This window comes from Thermostichus lividus PCC 6715, from assembly GCF_002754935.1.
Lineage (GTDB): Bacteria > Cyanobacteriota > Cyanobacteriia > Thermosynechococcales > Thermosynechococcaceae > Thermosynechococcus > Thermosynechococcus lividus.
Genome location: NZ_CP018092.1, coordinates 41,571 through 55,454, shown reverse-complemented (window position 1 = coordinate 55,454; position 13,884 = coordinate 41,571). Strand labels below are relative to the sequence as shown.

Annotated in this window: 18 protein-coding genes and 1 pseudogene; 17 read left to right on the top strand and 2 right to left on the bottom strand. The window is 52.8% G+C overall.

The window, feature by feature from the left end; genetic code table 11:
* Positions 1–28 precede the first annotated feature (28 nt).
* The 11 genes from rpmJ to aguB are packed head-to-tail and all read left to right on the top strand — an operon-like array spanning position 29 to position 6,367.
* The gene (gene rpmJ / locus BRW62_RS00300; protein ID WP_099797582.1) at positions 29–142 is read left to right on the top strand and encodes a 50S ribosomal protein L36; all 114 of its coding nucleotides are present in this window, start codon (positions 29–31) and stop codon (positions 140–142) included.
* A gap of 34 nt (positions 143–176) precedes the next feature.
* The gene (gene rpsM / locus BRW62_RS00295; protein ID WP_099797581.1) at positions 177–557 is read left to right on the top strand and encodes a 30S ribosomal protein S13; all 381 of its coding nucleotides are present in this window, start codon (positions 177–179) and stop codon (positions 555–557) included.
* Positions 558–604: 47 nt separating this feature from the next.
* Positions 605–997 carry a 30S ribosomal protein S11 gene (gene rpsK / locus BRW62_RS00290; protein WP_099797580.1) on the top strand — a complete coding sequence of 131 codons (393 nt, stop codon included), beginning with the start codon at positions 605–607 and terminating at the stop codon, positions 995–997.
* 38 nt (positions 998–1,035) lie between these two features.
* Complete coding sequence (locus BRW62_RS00285; RefSeq protein ID WP_099799764.1) at positions 1,036–2,004, top strand: DNA-directed RNA polymerase subunit alpha; 969 nt, start codon at positions 1,036–1,038, stop codon at positions 2,002–2,004.
* A gap of 28 nt (positions 2,005–2,032) precedes the next feature.
* Positions 2,033–2,383, top strand: coding sequence for a 50S ribosomal protein L17 (gene rplQ, locus BRW62_RS00280; RefSeq protein ID WP_099797579.1), 351 nt, complete (start codon positions 2,033–2,035; stop codon positions 2,381–2,383).
* Between the two features lie 8 nt (positions 2,384–2,391).
* Complete coding sequence (truA, locus tag BRW62_RS00275; protein ID WP_099797578.1) at positions 2,392–3,240, top strand: tRNA pseudouridine(38-40) synthase TruA; 849 nt, start codon at positions 2,392–2,394, stop codon at positions 3,238–3,240.
* Positions 3,241–3,258: 18 nt separating this feature from the next.
* A complete protein-coding gene (gene rplM, locus BRW62_RS00270) occupies positions 3,259–3,717 on the top strand; it encodes a 50S ribosomal protein L13 (protein ID WP_099799763.1) in 459 nt (152 codons plus the stop codon).
* Positions 3,718–3,720: 3 nt separating this feature from the next.
* The gene (gene rpsI, locus BRW62_RS00265) at positions 3,721–4,134 is read left to right on the top strand and encodes a 30S ribosomal protein S9 (protein ID WP_099797577.1); all 414 of its coding nucleotides are present in this window, start codon (positions 3,721–3,723) and stop codon (positions 4,132–4,134) included.
* A 47-nt stretch (positions 4,135–4,181) separates the two neighbouring features.
* Positions 4,182–4,475, top strand: coding sequence for a 50S ribosomal protein L31 (gene rpmE / locus BRW62_RS00260; protein WP_099797576.1), 294 nt, complete (start codon positions 4,182–4,184; stop codon positions 4,473–4,475).
* Positions 4,476–5,513: an agmatine deiminase family protein gene (locus tag BRW62_RS00255; protein WP_099797575.1), complete on the top strand. Its 1,038-nt coding sequence runs from the start codon at positions 4,476–4,478 to the stop codon at positions 5,511–5,513. It begins immediately after the preceding gene.
* Entirely contained in the window at positions 5,510–6,367 is an 858-nt protein-coding gene (gene aguB, locus BRW62_RS00250; RefSeq protein WP_099797574.1) for an N-carbamoylputrescine amidase, read from the top strand. Before BRW62_RS00255 ends, aguB begins: the two co-directional genes overlap by 4 nt.
* On the opposite strand, the gene pyrR is transcribed toward aguB, so the two are convergent.
* Complete coding sequence (gene pyrR, locus BRW62_RS00245) at positions 6,364–6,909, bottom strand: bifunctional pyr operon transcriptional regulator/uracil phosphoribosyltransferase PyrR (RefSeq protein ID WP_099797573.1); 546 nt, start codon at positions 6,907–6,909, stop codon at positions 6,364–6,366. The genes aguB and pyrR overlap by 4 nt on opposite strands.
* A gap of 231 nt (positions 6,910–7,140) precedes the next feature.
* On the opposite strand from pyrR, the pseudogene BRW62_RS14925 reads away from it, so the two are divergent.
* Together BRW62_RS14925 and BRW62_RS00235 are read left to right on the top strand one after the other, a co-directional pair.
* Positions 7,141–9,565, top strand: a pseudogene (locus BRW62_RS14925) (sucrose synthase).
* A 69-nt stretch (positions 9,566–9,634) separates the two neighbouring features.
* On the top strand, positions 9,635–10,132 hold the full coding sequence (locus BRW62_RS00235; protein WP_099797572.1) for an HNH endonuclease: 498 nt from the start codon (positions 9,635–9,637) through the stop codon (positions 10,130–10,132).
* Between the two features lie 658 nt (positions 10,133–10,790).
* Here BRW62_RS00235 and BRW62_RS14690 read toward each other — a convergent pair.
* Complete coding sequence (locus tag BRW62_RS14690; protein WP_257790488.1) at positions 10,791–10,913, bottom strand: hypothetical protein; 123 nt, start codon at positions 10,911–10,913, stop codon at positions 10,791–10,793.
* 311 nt (positions 10,914–11,224) lie between these two features.
* Here BRW62_RS14690 and BRW62_RS00230 point away from each other — a divergent pair, with 311 nt between their 5' ends.
* From BRW62_RS00230 to dnaB, 4 genes are all read left to right on the top strand, one after another.
* On the top strand, positions 11,225–11,719 hold the full coding sequence (locus BRW62_RS00230) for a Photosystem I reaction center subunit III (RefSeq protein WP_099797571.1): 495 nt from the start codon (positions 11,225–11,227) through the stop codon (positions 11,717–11,719).
* Between the two features lie 19 nt (positions 11,720–11,738).
* Positions 11,739–11,870, top strand: coding sequence for a photosystem I reaction center subunit IX (psaJ, locus tag BRW62_RS00225; protein WP_099797570.1), 132 nt, complete (start codon positions 11,739–11,741; stop codon positions 11,868–11,870).
* Positions 11,871–12,036: 166 nt separating this feature from the next.
* Entirely contained in the window at positions 12,037–12,495 is a 459-nt protein-coding gene (gene rplI / locus BRW62_RS00220) for a 50S ribosomal protein L9 (protein ID WP_099797569.1), read from the top strand.
* Positions 12,496–12,509: 14 nt separating this feature from the next.
* Entirely contained in the window at positions 12,510–13,859 is a 1,350-nt protein-coding gene (dnaB, locus tag BRW62_RS00215) for a replicative DNA helicase (protein WP_099797568.1), read from the top strand.
* Positions 13,860–13,884 lie beyond the last annotated feature (25 nt).

Below are 13,884 nucleotides of genomic sequence, written 5' to 3'. Positions count from 1 at the left end.
AAAATTTGCGACTAGATGAGCGACTAATATGAAAGTAAGAGCATCGGTACGGCGTATTTGCGAAAAATGCCGCATTATTCGGCGGCGCGGTCGGGTGATGGTGATTTGCACCAACCCCAAGCACAAGCAGCGCCAAGGGTAACCCGTTAGTTGTTTAACAGATAGGAACTAGATTCATGGCTCGTATTGCTGGTGTTGACTTGCCCCGGGACAAGCGTATTGAAATTGCCCTGACCTATATTTATGGGATTGGCTTGACCCGCTCAAAGGAAATTTTAGCGAAAACGGGGGTCAATCCTGATACCCGCACCCGCGATTTATCGGATGCTGATGTGGCGGCCTTGCGCTCCGCCATTGACGACTACCAAGTGGAGGGGGATTTACGCCGCCTTGAAGCCATGAACATCAAGCGGTTAATGGATATTGGCAGTTACCGTGGTCGGCGGCATCGCTTGGGGCTACCGGTACGGGGACAGCGGACGCGCACGAATGCCCGTACTCGCCGCGGTGGTCGTCGCACTGTCGCTGGCAAGAAGAAACCTGCTGCCAAAAAATAGTTGTTTCCGTCTCTGTAACCTGTTCGACCCTCATATTTGGATAGATTATGGCACCCTCTGCAAAACGGTCTGGCCCTCGTAAGCAAAAGCGCAATGTCCCCAGTGGCGTTGCCCACATTCAATCAACCTTCAACAATACAATCGTTTCTATTACCGATCCCGGCGGTGAAGTGATCGCTTGGGCCTCTGCTGGCTCCAGTGGCTTTAAGGGCGCAAAAAAAGGAACCCCCTTTGCGGCTCAAACCGCTGCCGATAGTGCGGCACGACGTGCCATTGATCAGGGTATGCGCCAAATTGAGGTCATGGTGAGTGGGCCCGGGTCGGGTCGGGAAACGGCTATTCGGGCACTGCAAGCGGCTGGGCTCGAAATTACCCTCATTCGAGATGTCACACCGATTCCCCACAATGGTTGTCGCCCTCCCAAACGGCGGCGAGTCTAAGGATAAGGTTTGGGTTTGGGTTATCTGGGAGCATGGCTATGGCATATCAAATTGAATGTTTAGAGACACGGACTGAAGAGGATCAAAGTCAGTATGGCCAGTTTGCGCTCCATCCTTTAGCGCCCGGTCAAGGGGTAACGGTGGGGAACGCACTGCGGCGGGTGCTGCTGTCTGATTTACCGGGAAGTGCTGTGACGGCGGTGCGTATTGCTGGTGTTAATCACGAGTTCTCTACGATTCCCGGTGTGCGTGAGGATGTGATGGATATTTTGCTGCAAATGAAGCAGCTAGTGGTTCGCGGCCATACAACTGAGCCTCAGGTGGGTCGCATCTACGCCCAAGCCCCTGAGTCGGAGGCGCTAACGGTAACAGCGGCTTTGATTGAGTTGTCCTCCGATGTGGAGGTAGTCAACCCCAATCACTACATTGCGACGCTGATGCCAGGAGCAACCTTAGAGCTAGAGTTCAAAGTGGAGCGTGATAAGGGGTACCGTTCGGTGGAGCGGGTACGTGACGATCGCATGGCGCTGGACTACTTGCAGCTAGATGCGGTGTTTATGCCGGTGCGGCGCGTGAATTACAGTGTTGATTCGATGCGTACCAGTGGCACTGAGGGAGAGCGCCCCTTACAGGACTATCTGAAGCTTGAGATTTGGACCAATGGCAGCTTGACCCCTCAGGATGCCCTCAACCAAGCAGCGGGCATTTTGCTGGATCTCTTTAGTCCGTTGAAAGAAGTGCCCCTGCATGCCTCAGAGACAACGGCAACCGATGAATACGATGAAACGGGTCAAATTCAAATTGAGCAATTGAATCTTTCGGTGCGGGCGTACAATTGCTTGAAGCGTGCCCAAGTGAATACGGTTGCGGACTTATTGGAGTATTCCCAAGAAGATTTATTGGAAATCAAGAACTTTGGCCAAAAGTCTGCCGAAGAAGTGATTGAGGCGCTACAAAAGCACTTGGGTATTACGCTGCCCCCCCAAAAAGCGGCTCGCTCTAACTAACTAAAGTTATCAGGTTGAGGTTTTTGATATGCGTCATCAACGTCGTGTCCCCCAACTGGGGTTGCCTGCGGATCAGCGACGGGCACTCTTGCGCTCCCTCACAACAGAACTCATTCGCCATGGTCGCATCACGACCACGAAGGCTCGGGCGAAGGCTGTGCGCTCAGAGGCAGAACGAATGATTACTTTGGCAAAGGATGGGTCGCTGGCGGCGCGGCGGCGGGCATTGGGGTATCTCTACGATAAGCAACTGGTTCATGCCCTCTTTGCCCAAGCCACTGAGCGCTATGGCGATCGCAACGGTGGCTATACCCGCATTATTCGCAGCGTGCGGCGGCGGGGGGACAATGCTGAACTAGCGGTTATTGAACTCGTTTGAGCCTGAGGATGGCAGCGATGGCAACGACAGGGCAACAGCGCCTTGCACTGCTGATTCAGTACCAAGGGATGGCGTTCCACGGCTGGCAACGCCAAGTAGGGCAACGGACTGTACAAGAGGTTCTGGAGCAGGCGATCGCCCGTGTCGTAAATCATCCAGTGAGTGTAGTGGCGGCCGGGCGCACAGATGCTGGGGTGCACGCAGCGGGTCAGGTTGCCCACGTCACGGTTAACTCGCCGATTCCTGCCCATCGCTGGCCAGCGGTCTTAAATGCGCGTTTGCCGATGGATGTTCTGATTCGAGCAGCGGCAGCCGTGCCTGAGCATTGGCATGCGCGTTTTTCGGCGCTTTGGCGGCGCTATCGTTATACCCTTTACACGGATCCTTGCCCCAACCTGTTTTTGCGGGGGTTAACGTGGCACTGTTACCAGTACCCCCTTGATACAGAGATCATGCAGGCGGTGTTGCTGCCGTTAGTCGGACGGCATCACCTCAGTGCATTTCATCGTGCAGGGTCGAAGCGCCGCCATTCGTGGGTAGAGGTGCAGGAGGTGAGCTGTCAGCGCCGCGGTGCCTTAGTGGAAATTGAGGTGCAGGCCTCTGGGTTCCTCTACGGGATGATGCGGTTGCTGGTGGGTCTCTTGGTGCAGGTCGGCCAAGGGCGGCGATCGCCCGCCAGCTTTACGGAGATCTGGCAGCAAGAGCAACGCCATTTGGTGAAGTATGCAGCCCCGGCGGCGGGTCTGTGTCTGCTAGGCGTCGGCTACCCTGAGTCGCCCTTTCCCCATGGGTTGTGCACCCATGCAATGCCACAGTTTCAGTTGGCCACCGCCTTGCCGCACTTGTCGATTGCTTAAGAATCTATGGAGTTTGTGATGACCAATACCCTGAAAACGCCGCTACCCACCGTGGAGTCCCTTGACCCCCAGTGGTACGTTATTGATGCAGCGGATCAGCGCTTGGGTCGCCTTGCGACGGCGATCGCCCGGATTCTCAGAGGCAAAAACAAAGCCATCTATACACCCCATATGGACACCGGTGATTTTGTCATTGTGATCAATGCCGAGAAAGTGGTGGTTACGGGCAAAAAACGCTCCCAAAAGCTCTACCGTCGCCATTCCGGTCGTCCGGGAGGCATGAAAACAGAGACCTTTGATCAGTTGCAAGCCCGCATCCCTGAGCGGATCATTGAGCACGCTGTCAAGGGAATGCTGCCGAAAAACTCCCTTGGGCGTAAATTGTTCACCAAGCTCAAAGTCTATGCTGGGGCGGAGCACCCTCACCAAGCCCAAAAACCTCAGTTCTTAACCATTACCACTATTCCGGGAGCTTAAGCCATGCAGATTGCTGATCAGTCGAAACGAGTTGTTTATCTGGGAACGGGTCGTCGTAAATCCGCCATTGCCCGCGTCCGATTGATACCCGGCAATGGCCAATTTATCGTTAATGGTCGGGACGGCGCTGATTACTTGCAGCATAACCCTACCTATTTAGGGCTGGTCAAAGCACCCCTCGAAACCCTTGGTCTTGAGAGTAGCTACGATATCTATGTGAATGCGAGTGGCGGTGGCTTAACCGGCCAAGCCGATGCCATCCGCTTGGGGGTGGCGCGGGCACTGTGTCAATTGGATCTCGAAAATCGCAAGCCCCTGAAAATTGAGGGGTATCTCACCCGTGATCCCCGCGCGAAGGAGCGGCGCAAGTACGGGTTACGCAAGGCACGGAAAGCGCCACAATACTCGAAGCGCTAGCATTATTTGGCTGTCATTGGTTGTTCTATCGTTTTTGCGAGGTTCCTATGCCCAAACCTAACATTCATCCGCAATGGTACCCTGAGGCCAAAGTTTATTGTGATGGTGAAGTGGTGATGACCGTCGGGTCAACGAAGCCAGAACTCCATGTGGACATTTGGTCGGGGAACCACCCCTTCTTTACCGGCACTCAGAAAATTCTAGATGCGGAGGGGCGGGTCGAGCGCTTCCGCCGCAAGTACAGTGGTAGCACCAAAGCTCAGCAAACTCCTAAGGGCAAGAAAGGCACTGACAAGGCTGTTGCTAAAACCAATTCCCCTAAAGCAAGCAAAAAGAGGTAAATGGGCACCTCGCCGACCTCGTTTTTTCAGCCTGCGGAATGGCAGCCCCATCGTGCCTGTTGGTTAGCGTTTCCTAGCCACGAAGCATTGTGGGGAGATTTATTGCCGCGGGTGCGCGCTGAGTTTACAGCGTTGTGCCGGGCGATCGCCAACCCTGATCCTAGGACGGGTTACTGTTACGGTGAGCCACTGAACATCCTAGTTCTCGATGAGGCCGGAGAGCGTGAGGCACAGTCTCTCCTTGGTGCATTGCAACCACAGTTTCACCGCGTGCCCTTTGGCGATATTTGGTTACGGGATACAGCTCCTATTACCCTAGTGAATGAGCAGGGCGATCGCCAACTCCTGTGCTTACCCTTTAATGGCTGGGGCAAGAAGTACGAGCTAGCGGGCGATGCCGAGCTAGCCCCCCGCTTAGCTAGATTGATGGGGTTGCCCTACCGCACCCTATCCCTGACCTTAGAAGGGGGTGCCCTTGAGGTGGATGGCGAGGGAACCTGCCTGAGTACCCAGCAATGTTTACTCAACCCCAACCGCAATCCGGGTGTGACGGTTGCTGAGGTCGAGGCACACCTGCGGGATGCCCTCGGCGTGGAAAAAGTTCTCTGGATTGAATCGGGGCTTGCCAACGATCACACCGACGGCCATATCGATACCTTGGTGCGCTTTGTGGCACCGGCAACAGTGGTGTGTATGCTGCCTTGGAGCCGCGAGGATCCGAACTACGACGTTCTCAGTGCGATTTATCAACAGTTACAGCAGCTTACGGATGCCCGGGGGCGATCGCTCACAATTATTCCCCTGCCCTCTCCGGGAATCGTAACCAGCACCCAAGGGGAGATTTTACCTGCCAGCTATGTGAATTTTTATATTGCCAATACCACCGTTGTGGTGCCCACCTACGGCACTGAGGCAGATGCCAAAGCCGTTGCCGCGATCGCAGAGCTTTTTCCTAGCCGCACCACAATTGGCTTGAGTGCTCGTACCCTTTTAGAAGGGGGCGGTGCCTTCCATTGCATCACCCAGCAGGAGCTATGAAAATACTAACTGTTGCTGCCGTTCAAGCAAAACTAAGTGACGACCTAGATGCCAATATTGAGCACCTGAGTGAGCTAGTTCGGCAAGCCCACCGTCAGGGTGCACAGGTCATCGTCTTACCCGAACTCTTCGAAGGCCATTATTTTTGTAAGGAAGAGCGGGACATCTACTTTGAACGGGCGCACCCCGTCAGGAATCACCCCACCATCGCCCACTTTGAAGCCTTGGCACGAGAACTGGCGGTTGTAATTCCGGTGTCTTTCTTTGAGAAAGCCGGCACCGTCTATTACAACAGTGTGGCCATGATTGATGCCAATGGTACTACCTTGGGAGTGTACCGCAAAAGTCATATTCCTGACGGCCCTGGCTACGAAGAAAAATTTTATTTCCGCCCTGGGAACACCGGCTTCCGGGTGTGGCGCACCCGCTACGGCAAGGTAGGGGTTGGGATCTGCTGGGATCAGTGGTTTCCTGAGGCGGCCCGAGCGATGACCTTGATGGGGGCAGAGGTTCTGCTGTACCCCACCGCCATTGGGAGTGAGCCCCACGATCCCACCTTGGATACAAAAGACCCATGGCAGCGGGTGATGGTGGGTCATGCGGTGGCCAATGTGATTCCCGTTGTGGCCGCCAATCGTGTTGGGGACGAAGACGGTCACGTCTTCTACGGCAGTTCGTTTATTGCCGATCCGCGTGGTGATCTAGTGGAAGTCGCCGATCGCCATGATGAGGCTGTCTTGGTACACGCATTTGATCTGGCTGCTATTGAGCGGCTCCGCGCCGCCTACGGCTTCTTTCGCGATCGCCGACCGGGGCTGTACAAGGTCTTACTAACGGCTGATGGCGTCGCCTAGACGGCAGGCTTCCACAACTCGACCCCGTCTCGCCCATCCGTCTGCTGCAACAGCACCTTGACCACTTCATCGCGGGCAGTGGGTAAAACTTTACCGGTGAAATCTGGATGAATTGGCAATTCGCGGTGCCCCCGATCAATGAGGACTAATAGCCAAATGGCCTTGGGTCGCCCATAGTCATGGACAGCATTCAGGGCAGAGCGCACAGTACGGCCACTAAAAATCACATCATCCACCAGTAGCACAATGCGCCCACTCAAATCTACCGGAATGGTGGTTTGCTGAGGCGTACGCGGGCCAATACGGTCAAGATCATCGCGGTAAAAGGTAATATCGAGCGCCCCCACCGGCACAGACAGCCCCTCGAGGGACTCAATTTGCTGAGCCAATAATTGTGCGAGGGGAATCCCGCGGGTGTGGATCCCCAGCAGGACGATCGCCCCTAGGTTCTCCCGTGCCTTCTCAACCACTTGGGAGGCCAACCGGGTCACTGTGCGCCGCAGGTCTTCGGCACTGAGAATGTCCACTACTTCAGCAGGCATGGCGCTATTGCAGGCATAGCGCTATTGTAGTGCTTAATCCGCTGAGCCATGACTCAGCGTCATCCGCCGCTGAGGTTGAAGAACAAGCTTGAGGGCGGCTTCTCTTGGCGTATTTTTGAGCCTGTAATGAGTCGAATGATGCAGCCTAAGGCAGTTTTAGCGTCAGGAGAAACGTGCTTTACTCCAGCCCCGTCTAGAGTTTAAGGTGTTGTTGTGATCTAGGTTTTTTCGATGACATCCCTACTCCTCAAATCAGTGGTCGAAAGCGACGAACGCAGTGACCTGCGTCAGTTTGTCCGTATTTTGCAGCTTGGCGAGAAACGCTATTTGCTGCGCAACGAAATTTTAGCGGCCTTTGATGAGTACTGCCGTGAACAGGGCAAACCTAACACTCCTATGACTCAGTCGCGCTTAGGTAAGCTCATCTTCTTTACCCAAGAAATTATTGTTGATAATGAAAGCCTATGCTGGATTATTCGTCCTCGGATTGCCCAACAGGAGGTGTATCGACTCCTTGAAGACTTAACCATTGTGCCAATGTCGGTACCAGAGCTACTGGACTTGCGCGATCGCTTTGTGAATCGCTACCATCCTAACGAAGGGGATGTGTTTGAAATTGATGTTCAGCCCTTCTACGACTATTCCCCCACGATTCGCGACTCCAAAAATATTGGCAAAGGCGTGGCCTTCCTCAATCGCTATCTGTCTAGTAAGCTATTCCAAGATCCACGCCAATGGCAGCAAAACCTCTTTAACTTCCTACAAGTTCACCGCTACAACGGCTGTCAACTGTTGATCAACGAGCGGATACGCTCACCACAGCATCTTTCAGAACAGGTGAAGCAAGCCATTATTCACCTCGGCGATCGCCCAGCGGCTGAACCCTACAACGAATTCCGCTTTGACCTGCAAACCCTCGGCTTTGAACCGGGGTGGGGGAACACCGCCGCGCGAGTACGCGACACCCTTGAAATTTTGGATCAACTGCTGGACTCTCCCGATCACCAAGTTCTCGAAGCCTTTGTATCGCGGATTCCGATGATCTTTCGGATTGCCTTGATTTCGCCCCACGGTTGGTTTGGCCAAGAGGGGGTGCTGGGGCGACCCGACACTGGCGGCCAAGTTGTCTATATCCTTGATCAGGTGAAAAGCCTTGAAAAACAAATCCGTGAAGATCTGGAGCTGGCGGGGCTAGATGTTCTTGATGTCCACCCGAAAATTATTGTCCTCACTCGCCTGATTCCCAATGCTGAGGGAACCCTTTGCAACCAGCGCCTCGAAAAAATTTACGGTACCACTGATGCATGGATTTTGCGGGTGCCCTTCCGAGAGTTTAACCCCGCGGTGACCCAAAACTGGATATCCCGCTTTGAAATTTGGCCGTACCTTGAAACCTTCGCCATTGATGCCGAACGCGAACTACGGGCTGAGTTTGGCCATGTGCCAGATCTCATTATTGGCAACTATTCCGATGGCAATTTGGTGGCATTTTTTACTGGCGCGCCGCCTCAAGGTCACCCAGTGCAATATTGCCCATGCCCTTGAAAAATCCAAGTATCTTTTTAGTAACCTCTACTGGCAAGATCTGGAGGATAAATACCACTTTTCCCTGCAGTTTACGGCGGATTTAATTGCCATGAATGCTGCCAATTTTATTATCAGCAGCACCTACCAAGAAATTGTTGGCACTCCCGACAGCATTGGCCAGTACGAGTCCTACCAATCCTTCACGATGCCGGACTTGTACCATGTCGTCAATGGCATTGAACTGTTTAGCCCCAAGTTTAATGTGGTGCCCCCCGGCGTCAATGAGCAAGTATATTTCCCCTACTATCAACAGGGAGACCGCCTCGAGGGCGATCGCCAACGGTTAGAGGAATTACTCTTTACCCTAGATGACCCCCAGCAGGTCTATGGCCACCTCAGTCACCCGGAAAAACGCCCTCTGTTTTCAATGGCTCGCTTAGACCGCATTAAAAACCTCACCGGCCTAGCAGAAGCCTTTGGCCGCAGTAAAGCCCTACAGGAGCACTGTAATCTCATTCTGGTGGCCGGCAAACTGCGCACCGAAGAGTCTAGCGATCGCGAAGAAATCAGTGAAATTGAAAAGCTCTATCAAATCATTCACCAGTACGATCTCCACGATAAAATTCGCTGGTTAGGGGTGCGCTTGCCCAAAGCCGACTCCGGCGAAGTTTATCGCATTATTGCCGACCATCAAGGGGTATTTGTGCAGCCCGCGCTCTTTGAAGCCTTTGGTCTGACGATCTTAGAAGCCATGATCACTGGCCTGCCTACCTTTGGTACGCGGTTTGGTGGCCCGTTGGAAATTATTCAAGACGGTATCAACGGCTTTTACATTAACCCCACCCACCTTGAAGAAATGGCGGACACAATAGTTGCCTTTTTAGAGCGGTGCGATCGCGATCCCAACTACTGGCACAGCATTTCTAAAGCAGGGATAGAGAGGGTCTATAGCACTTACACGTGGAAAATTCACTGTACCCGCTTACTGTCCCTCGCAAAAATCTACGGATTCTGGAACTTCTCCTCTCAAGAAAATCGTGAAGATATGATGCGCTACATGGAATCGCTGTTTTATCTGCTCTATAAACCCCGTGCCCAAGCACTTCTTGCCGAGCATATGAATCGCTAAAGCTGATTGGGTTAAAATCGCAGCAGCAAAATATGCTATTATCGGTAGGGATGCCGTGTGTCAACGAGTATGGCAAAGGTTCTGGTACTCAATGCCTCCTACGAACCACTCAATATTACGAGTTGGCAGCGGGCCGTTGTTCTTTTAATTAAGGGCAAAGCAGAGCAAATTGAGCACAACGGGAAGCTGGTCTATAACAACTTTCCATTGCCCACAGTCATTCGCCTGCGGCACTACGTGGTCACCCCCTATAAAGAAATTCCGCTGACTCGCCGCAATATCCTGCACCGTGATAATCATTCGTGTCAATACTGTGGTTATACAGGTGACGAACTCACTCTGGATCATGTGGTGCCAAAGTCCCGTGGAGGTGGTGAGAGTTGGGAAAATATTGTGACTGCCTGTGTGCGCTGCAATGTCAAAAAGGGTAACCGAACCCCCAAAGAAGCCAGTATGCCCCTGCGGCAAACGCCCCGCCGCCCCATTAGCAGTTTGTACTTTGAAGTCACCAAGCACGTACGTACAGGGACGCACCAAGAGTGGCGTAAATACGTTATCGGTATTTGACTTCTCCCCTCTTTGAAAGAGAGGGGATCCCCAAAGGATGCTACGCAACGGGCTGAAGCCACATTGCTTCGCTTTTCCCTTGAGCTGTCACCCACAACTTAATGCGGGTGGGAGCAGTCAAAGACCCCCTACTCACCTCAAGCATCTCTGCTATTGGGACTACGTTTATGTTTCGGTTTGTGGTTTCGCGCTTTTCAACACTAGCCAATTCGATACGCTCAACATCCTGCCATTGCTTGCAGTGGTTTAGGCTTGCCGCCAAAGCGGTAGTGACTTACTTGCCGGGATCTCTCCGTACTAGGATGTTTCTTCGCGTAGTTGATACGCCTACTTTCCACGTCTCTAGTTTAACGCATAGAGAGGGCTAAAGCCCCCTGAGTTGGCTGTATCCCCTCGCTAAAGCGGAGGGGTTTTAGCCCGCCCACATCACTACTATAAATTTAAAGCGCAAGAGCCGGGCTTCTCCATCGGCAATCAGGTAATCAAATTCTTCAGTGCCACTGGCTTCGGCAAATTCCACATCGTAGGCCAATTTGACGAGGGAGCCTTCGGGGATAGCCTCTACCGTCCATGAGGCTTGGTTGATCTCTTCAACAGACCCTAAGCGCTCTTGGACAGTCGCTAAAATGTTCGTTAGTTCCTCAGGGCTCGTAGTTTCCTAGAAGCGTGGATCCGCTGCCTCAAAAATCTCTGTAAACTCACCCGCACTATACTGCTCGTTGAACGCTGTGACCGCAGCTTCGGCAATCGTTTTATCCTTTGTAAAGGAGCAAGCACTCATAAAACCGCATGAGCCTTTAACGCAGCCTAACGGAACCATCATTACTGTGGCAGACGCTGAGCCCTACGCAGAACGAATCAACCCCACGGCTTGACGTTCAGCGCCAACGGTTGCAAAAACCTTCACGCCATCTAACGTTGTTGTAAAAATTATTAACTTTCTTAAGGGAGTTGGGTTCAAGTCCATCCGTTAGAATGATGTCAGCGTTTGGGGGGCTTCCACCTCTCAATAGCCAGTGTGGCTCTTGAACGAGTCGCTGCTGACTCTGTGAAAAACACTTTGACCTGTCTGCATTTGAGGACAACACTTCCATGCGTCGATTGTTAGCCCTACTTCTAGTCCTGAGTCTCTGGATTGGCTTTACGCCCCTTGCCTCTGCCGATGTCGCCGGACTCGTCCCCTGTAAAGATTCCCCAGCCTTTCAAAAGCGTGCCGCTGCGGCTGTTAACACCACTGCGGATCCCGCCTCGGGACAAAAGCGTTTTGAGCGTTACAGCCAAGCGCTGTGTGGTGAGGATGGGCTGCCCCACCTCGTCGTTGATGGTCGTCTCAGCCGTGCGGGTGACTTTTTAATTCCCAGCGCTCTCTTTCTGTTCATCACTGGCTGGATTGGCTGGGTTGGTCGTGCCTACCTAATCGCTGTCCGCAACAGTGGCGAAGCGAATGAAAAAGAAATCATCATTGATGTGCCCCTTGCCATTAAGTGCATGCTCACGGGGTTTGCATGGCCCTTAGCCGCACTGAAAGAGTTAGCCTCTGGTGAGCTGACCGCCAAAGACAACGAAATTACTGTTTCCCCGCGCTAACCCTTAAGGAGACTGCTCTATGCAAACTAAACACCTCTTAACCTACCTTTCAACGGCTCCCGTGCTAGCCGCATTGTGGATGACCATTACTGCCGGGATTCTGATTGAATTCAACCGCTTTTACCCAGATTTGCTATTTCATCCCCTCTAGGGACTGCTCAACGTTGCTTCATTCAAGAACAAGGGTGGAACACTGGTTCTGCCCTTTTTTGTGCACCAAGGCGATCGCCGCCACAATCCTGTAAAATAGTTATTTGTCTCAAAACAGTATTATGGCTGTTTAACCGATTAATCGTACGTGAGCAAAGAGGATACCCATGGCAAAGCGGGTGCAAGTCGTCTTAAATGAAACCGTGAATAAACTTGGGCGAATGGGTCAAGTGGTAGAGGTTGCCCCTGGCTATGCCCGTAACTACCTCTTGCCAAGGGGGCTTGCTGAACCTGCAACACCCAGTGCCCTGCGCCGGGTTGCCCGTCTGCAAGAACTAGAGCGGCAGCGATTGGCAGAGCTGAAAGGGGTTGCTGAAAAACAAAAAGCCACCCTCGAAAAATTAGCAACCATCACCATCTCAATGCCGGTTGGCGAAAACGAGGCTCTTTTTGGCAGTGTTACCCCTCAAGATGTGGCGGATGCCATTCAGGCAATTACCGGCGAAACCATTGACCGCCGCAATATGACCTTACCGGACATTCGTAAATTGGGAACCTATACCGCTGACATCAAGCTGCACCCCGAAGTGAGTGTCAAGCTCAGCATTCAAGTTGTTCCCGACTAATGCTGTAATGCTCAATGGTGCAAGAGCCGAGCTTCCAGCCCGATAGTCAGTTGCTGCCCCCCCAGAATCTTGAAGCGGAAGAATGGATTTTGGGGGGTATTCTCTTAGACCCGGAGGCCATTAACCGTGTTATTGATATTTTGCCGGTGGAGGCCTTTTACCTCAGTGCTCACCGCGAGATTTATCGAGCCGCCTTGTCGTTGCACAGCCGTGGCAGCCCAACGGACTTTCTCTGTATAACGGCGTGGCTACAAGATCAGGGCCTACTGGAGAAAGTGGGGGGGCAAAACAAAATTGCCGAGTTGCTGGATCGCACCGTCAGCGCCATCAATATCGATCGCTACGCCCTACTGGTCAAGGAAAAGTACCTCCGCCGTAAACTCATTGAGGCGGGTACAAATGTTGTTAAATTGGCCTACGACACTAGCCTCAGCTTAGAAACAATTCTGGATCAAGCAGAGCAGCAAATCTTTAGCGTGACGCAGGATCGCATTCAGCAGGGGTTAACCCGCACTGACGAAATTCTCACCCGCACGTTTACAGAGTTAGAGCAGCGGGCGCTCGGCAATGTGCAACCGGGGTTGTCCTGCAACTTTTACGACCTCGACAATATGACTCAAGGCTTTCAACGCTCGGATTTGATTATTATTGCCGGGCGGCCGTCGATGGGTAAAACAGCGATCGCCCTGCAAATTGCCCGCCGCATTGCGGAAATTCATCGCTTGGGGGTGGCGATTTACAGTCTGGAAATGTCTAAAGAGCAACTGGTACAGCGATTATTGGCCAGCGAAGCCCGCATTGACAGTAACTACCTACGGGCAGGCCGGATTAGCCAACACCAGTGGGAACCCCTCAGTCGCGCCATTGGCCTACTCTCCCAGCTACCGATCTATATTGACGATACGCCCAACCCAAGCTTAGGAGAAATCCGCTCGACCGCGCGACGGCTCCATGCTGAACATGCTAATGGGCTGGGACTGATTCTCATTGACTACCTACAACTAATGGGGGGAGAGGAAAACACTGAAGGGCGGGTGCAAGAACTCTCGAAGATTACCCGTGCCCTAAAGGGACTGGCGCGGGAACTGAATGTACCGGTCATTGCCCTCTCCCAGCTTAGCCGTGGGGTTGAAGCCCGCCAAAATAAGCGCCCCCTGATGTCAGATTTACGAGAATCCGGCTCAATTGAGCAGGATGCAGACTTGGTGATCCTGCTCTATCGCGATGAGTATTACAATCCTGATACACCAGATCGGGGAATTTGTGAACTTTTGGTAGCTAAGCACCGGAATGGGCCGGTGGGCACGGTTAAACTGTTATTTGATCCCCAGTACACTCGTTTTGAAAACCTAGCTCGTGACTAAACTTTAGTTTTTGATGCTACTACTG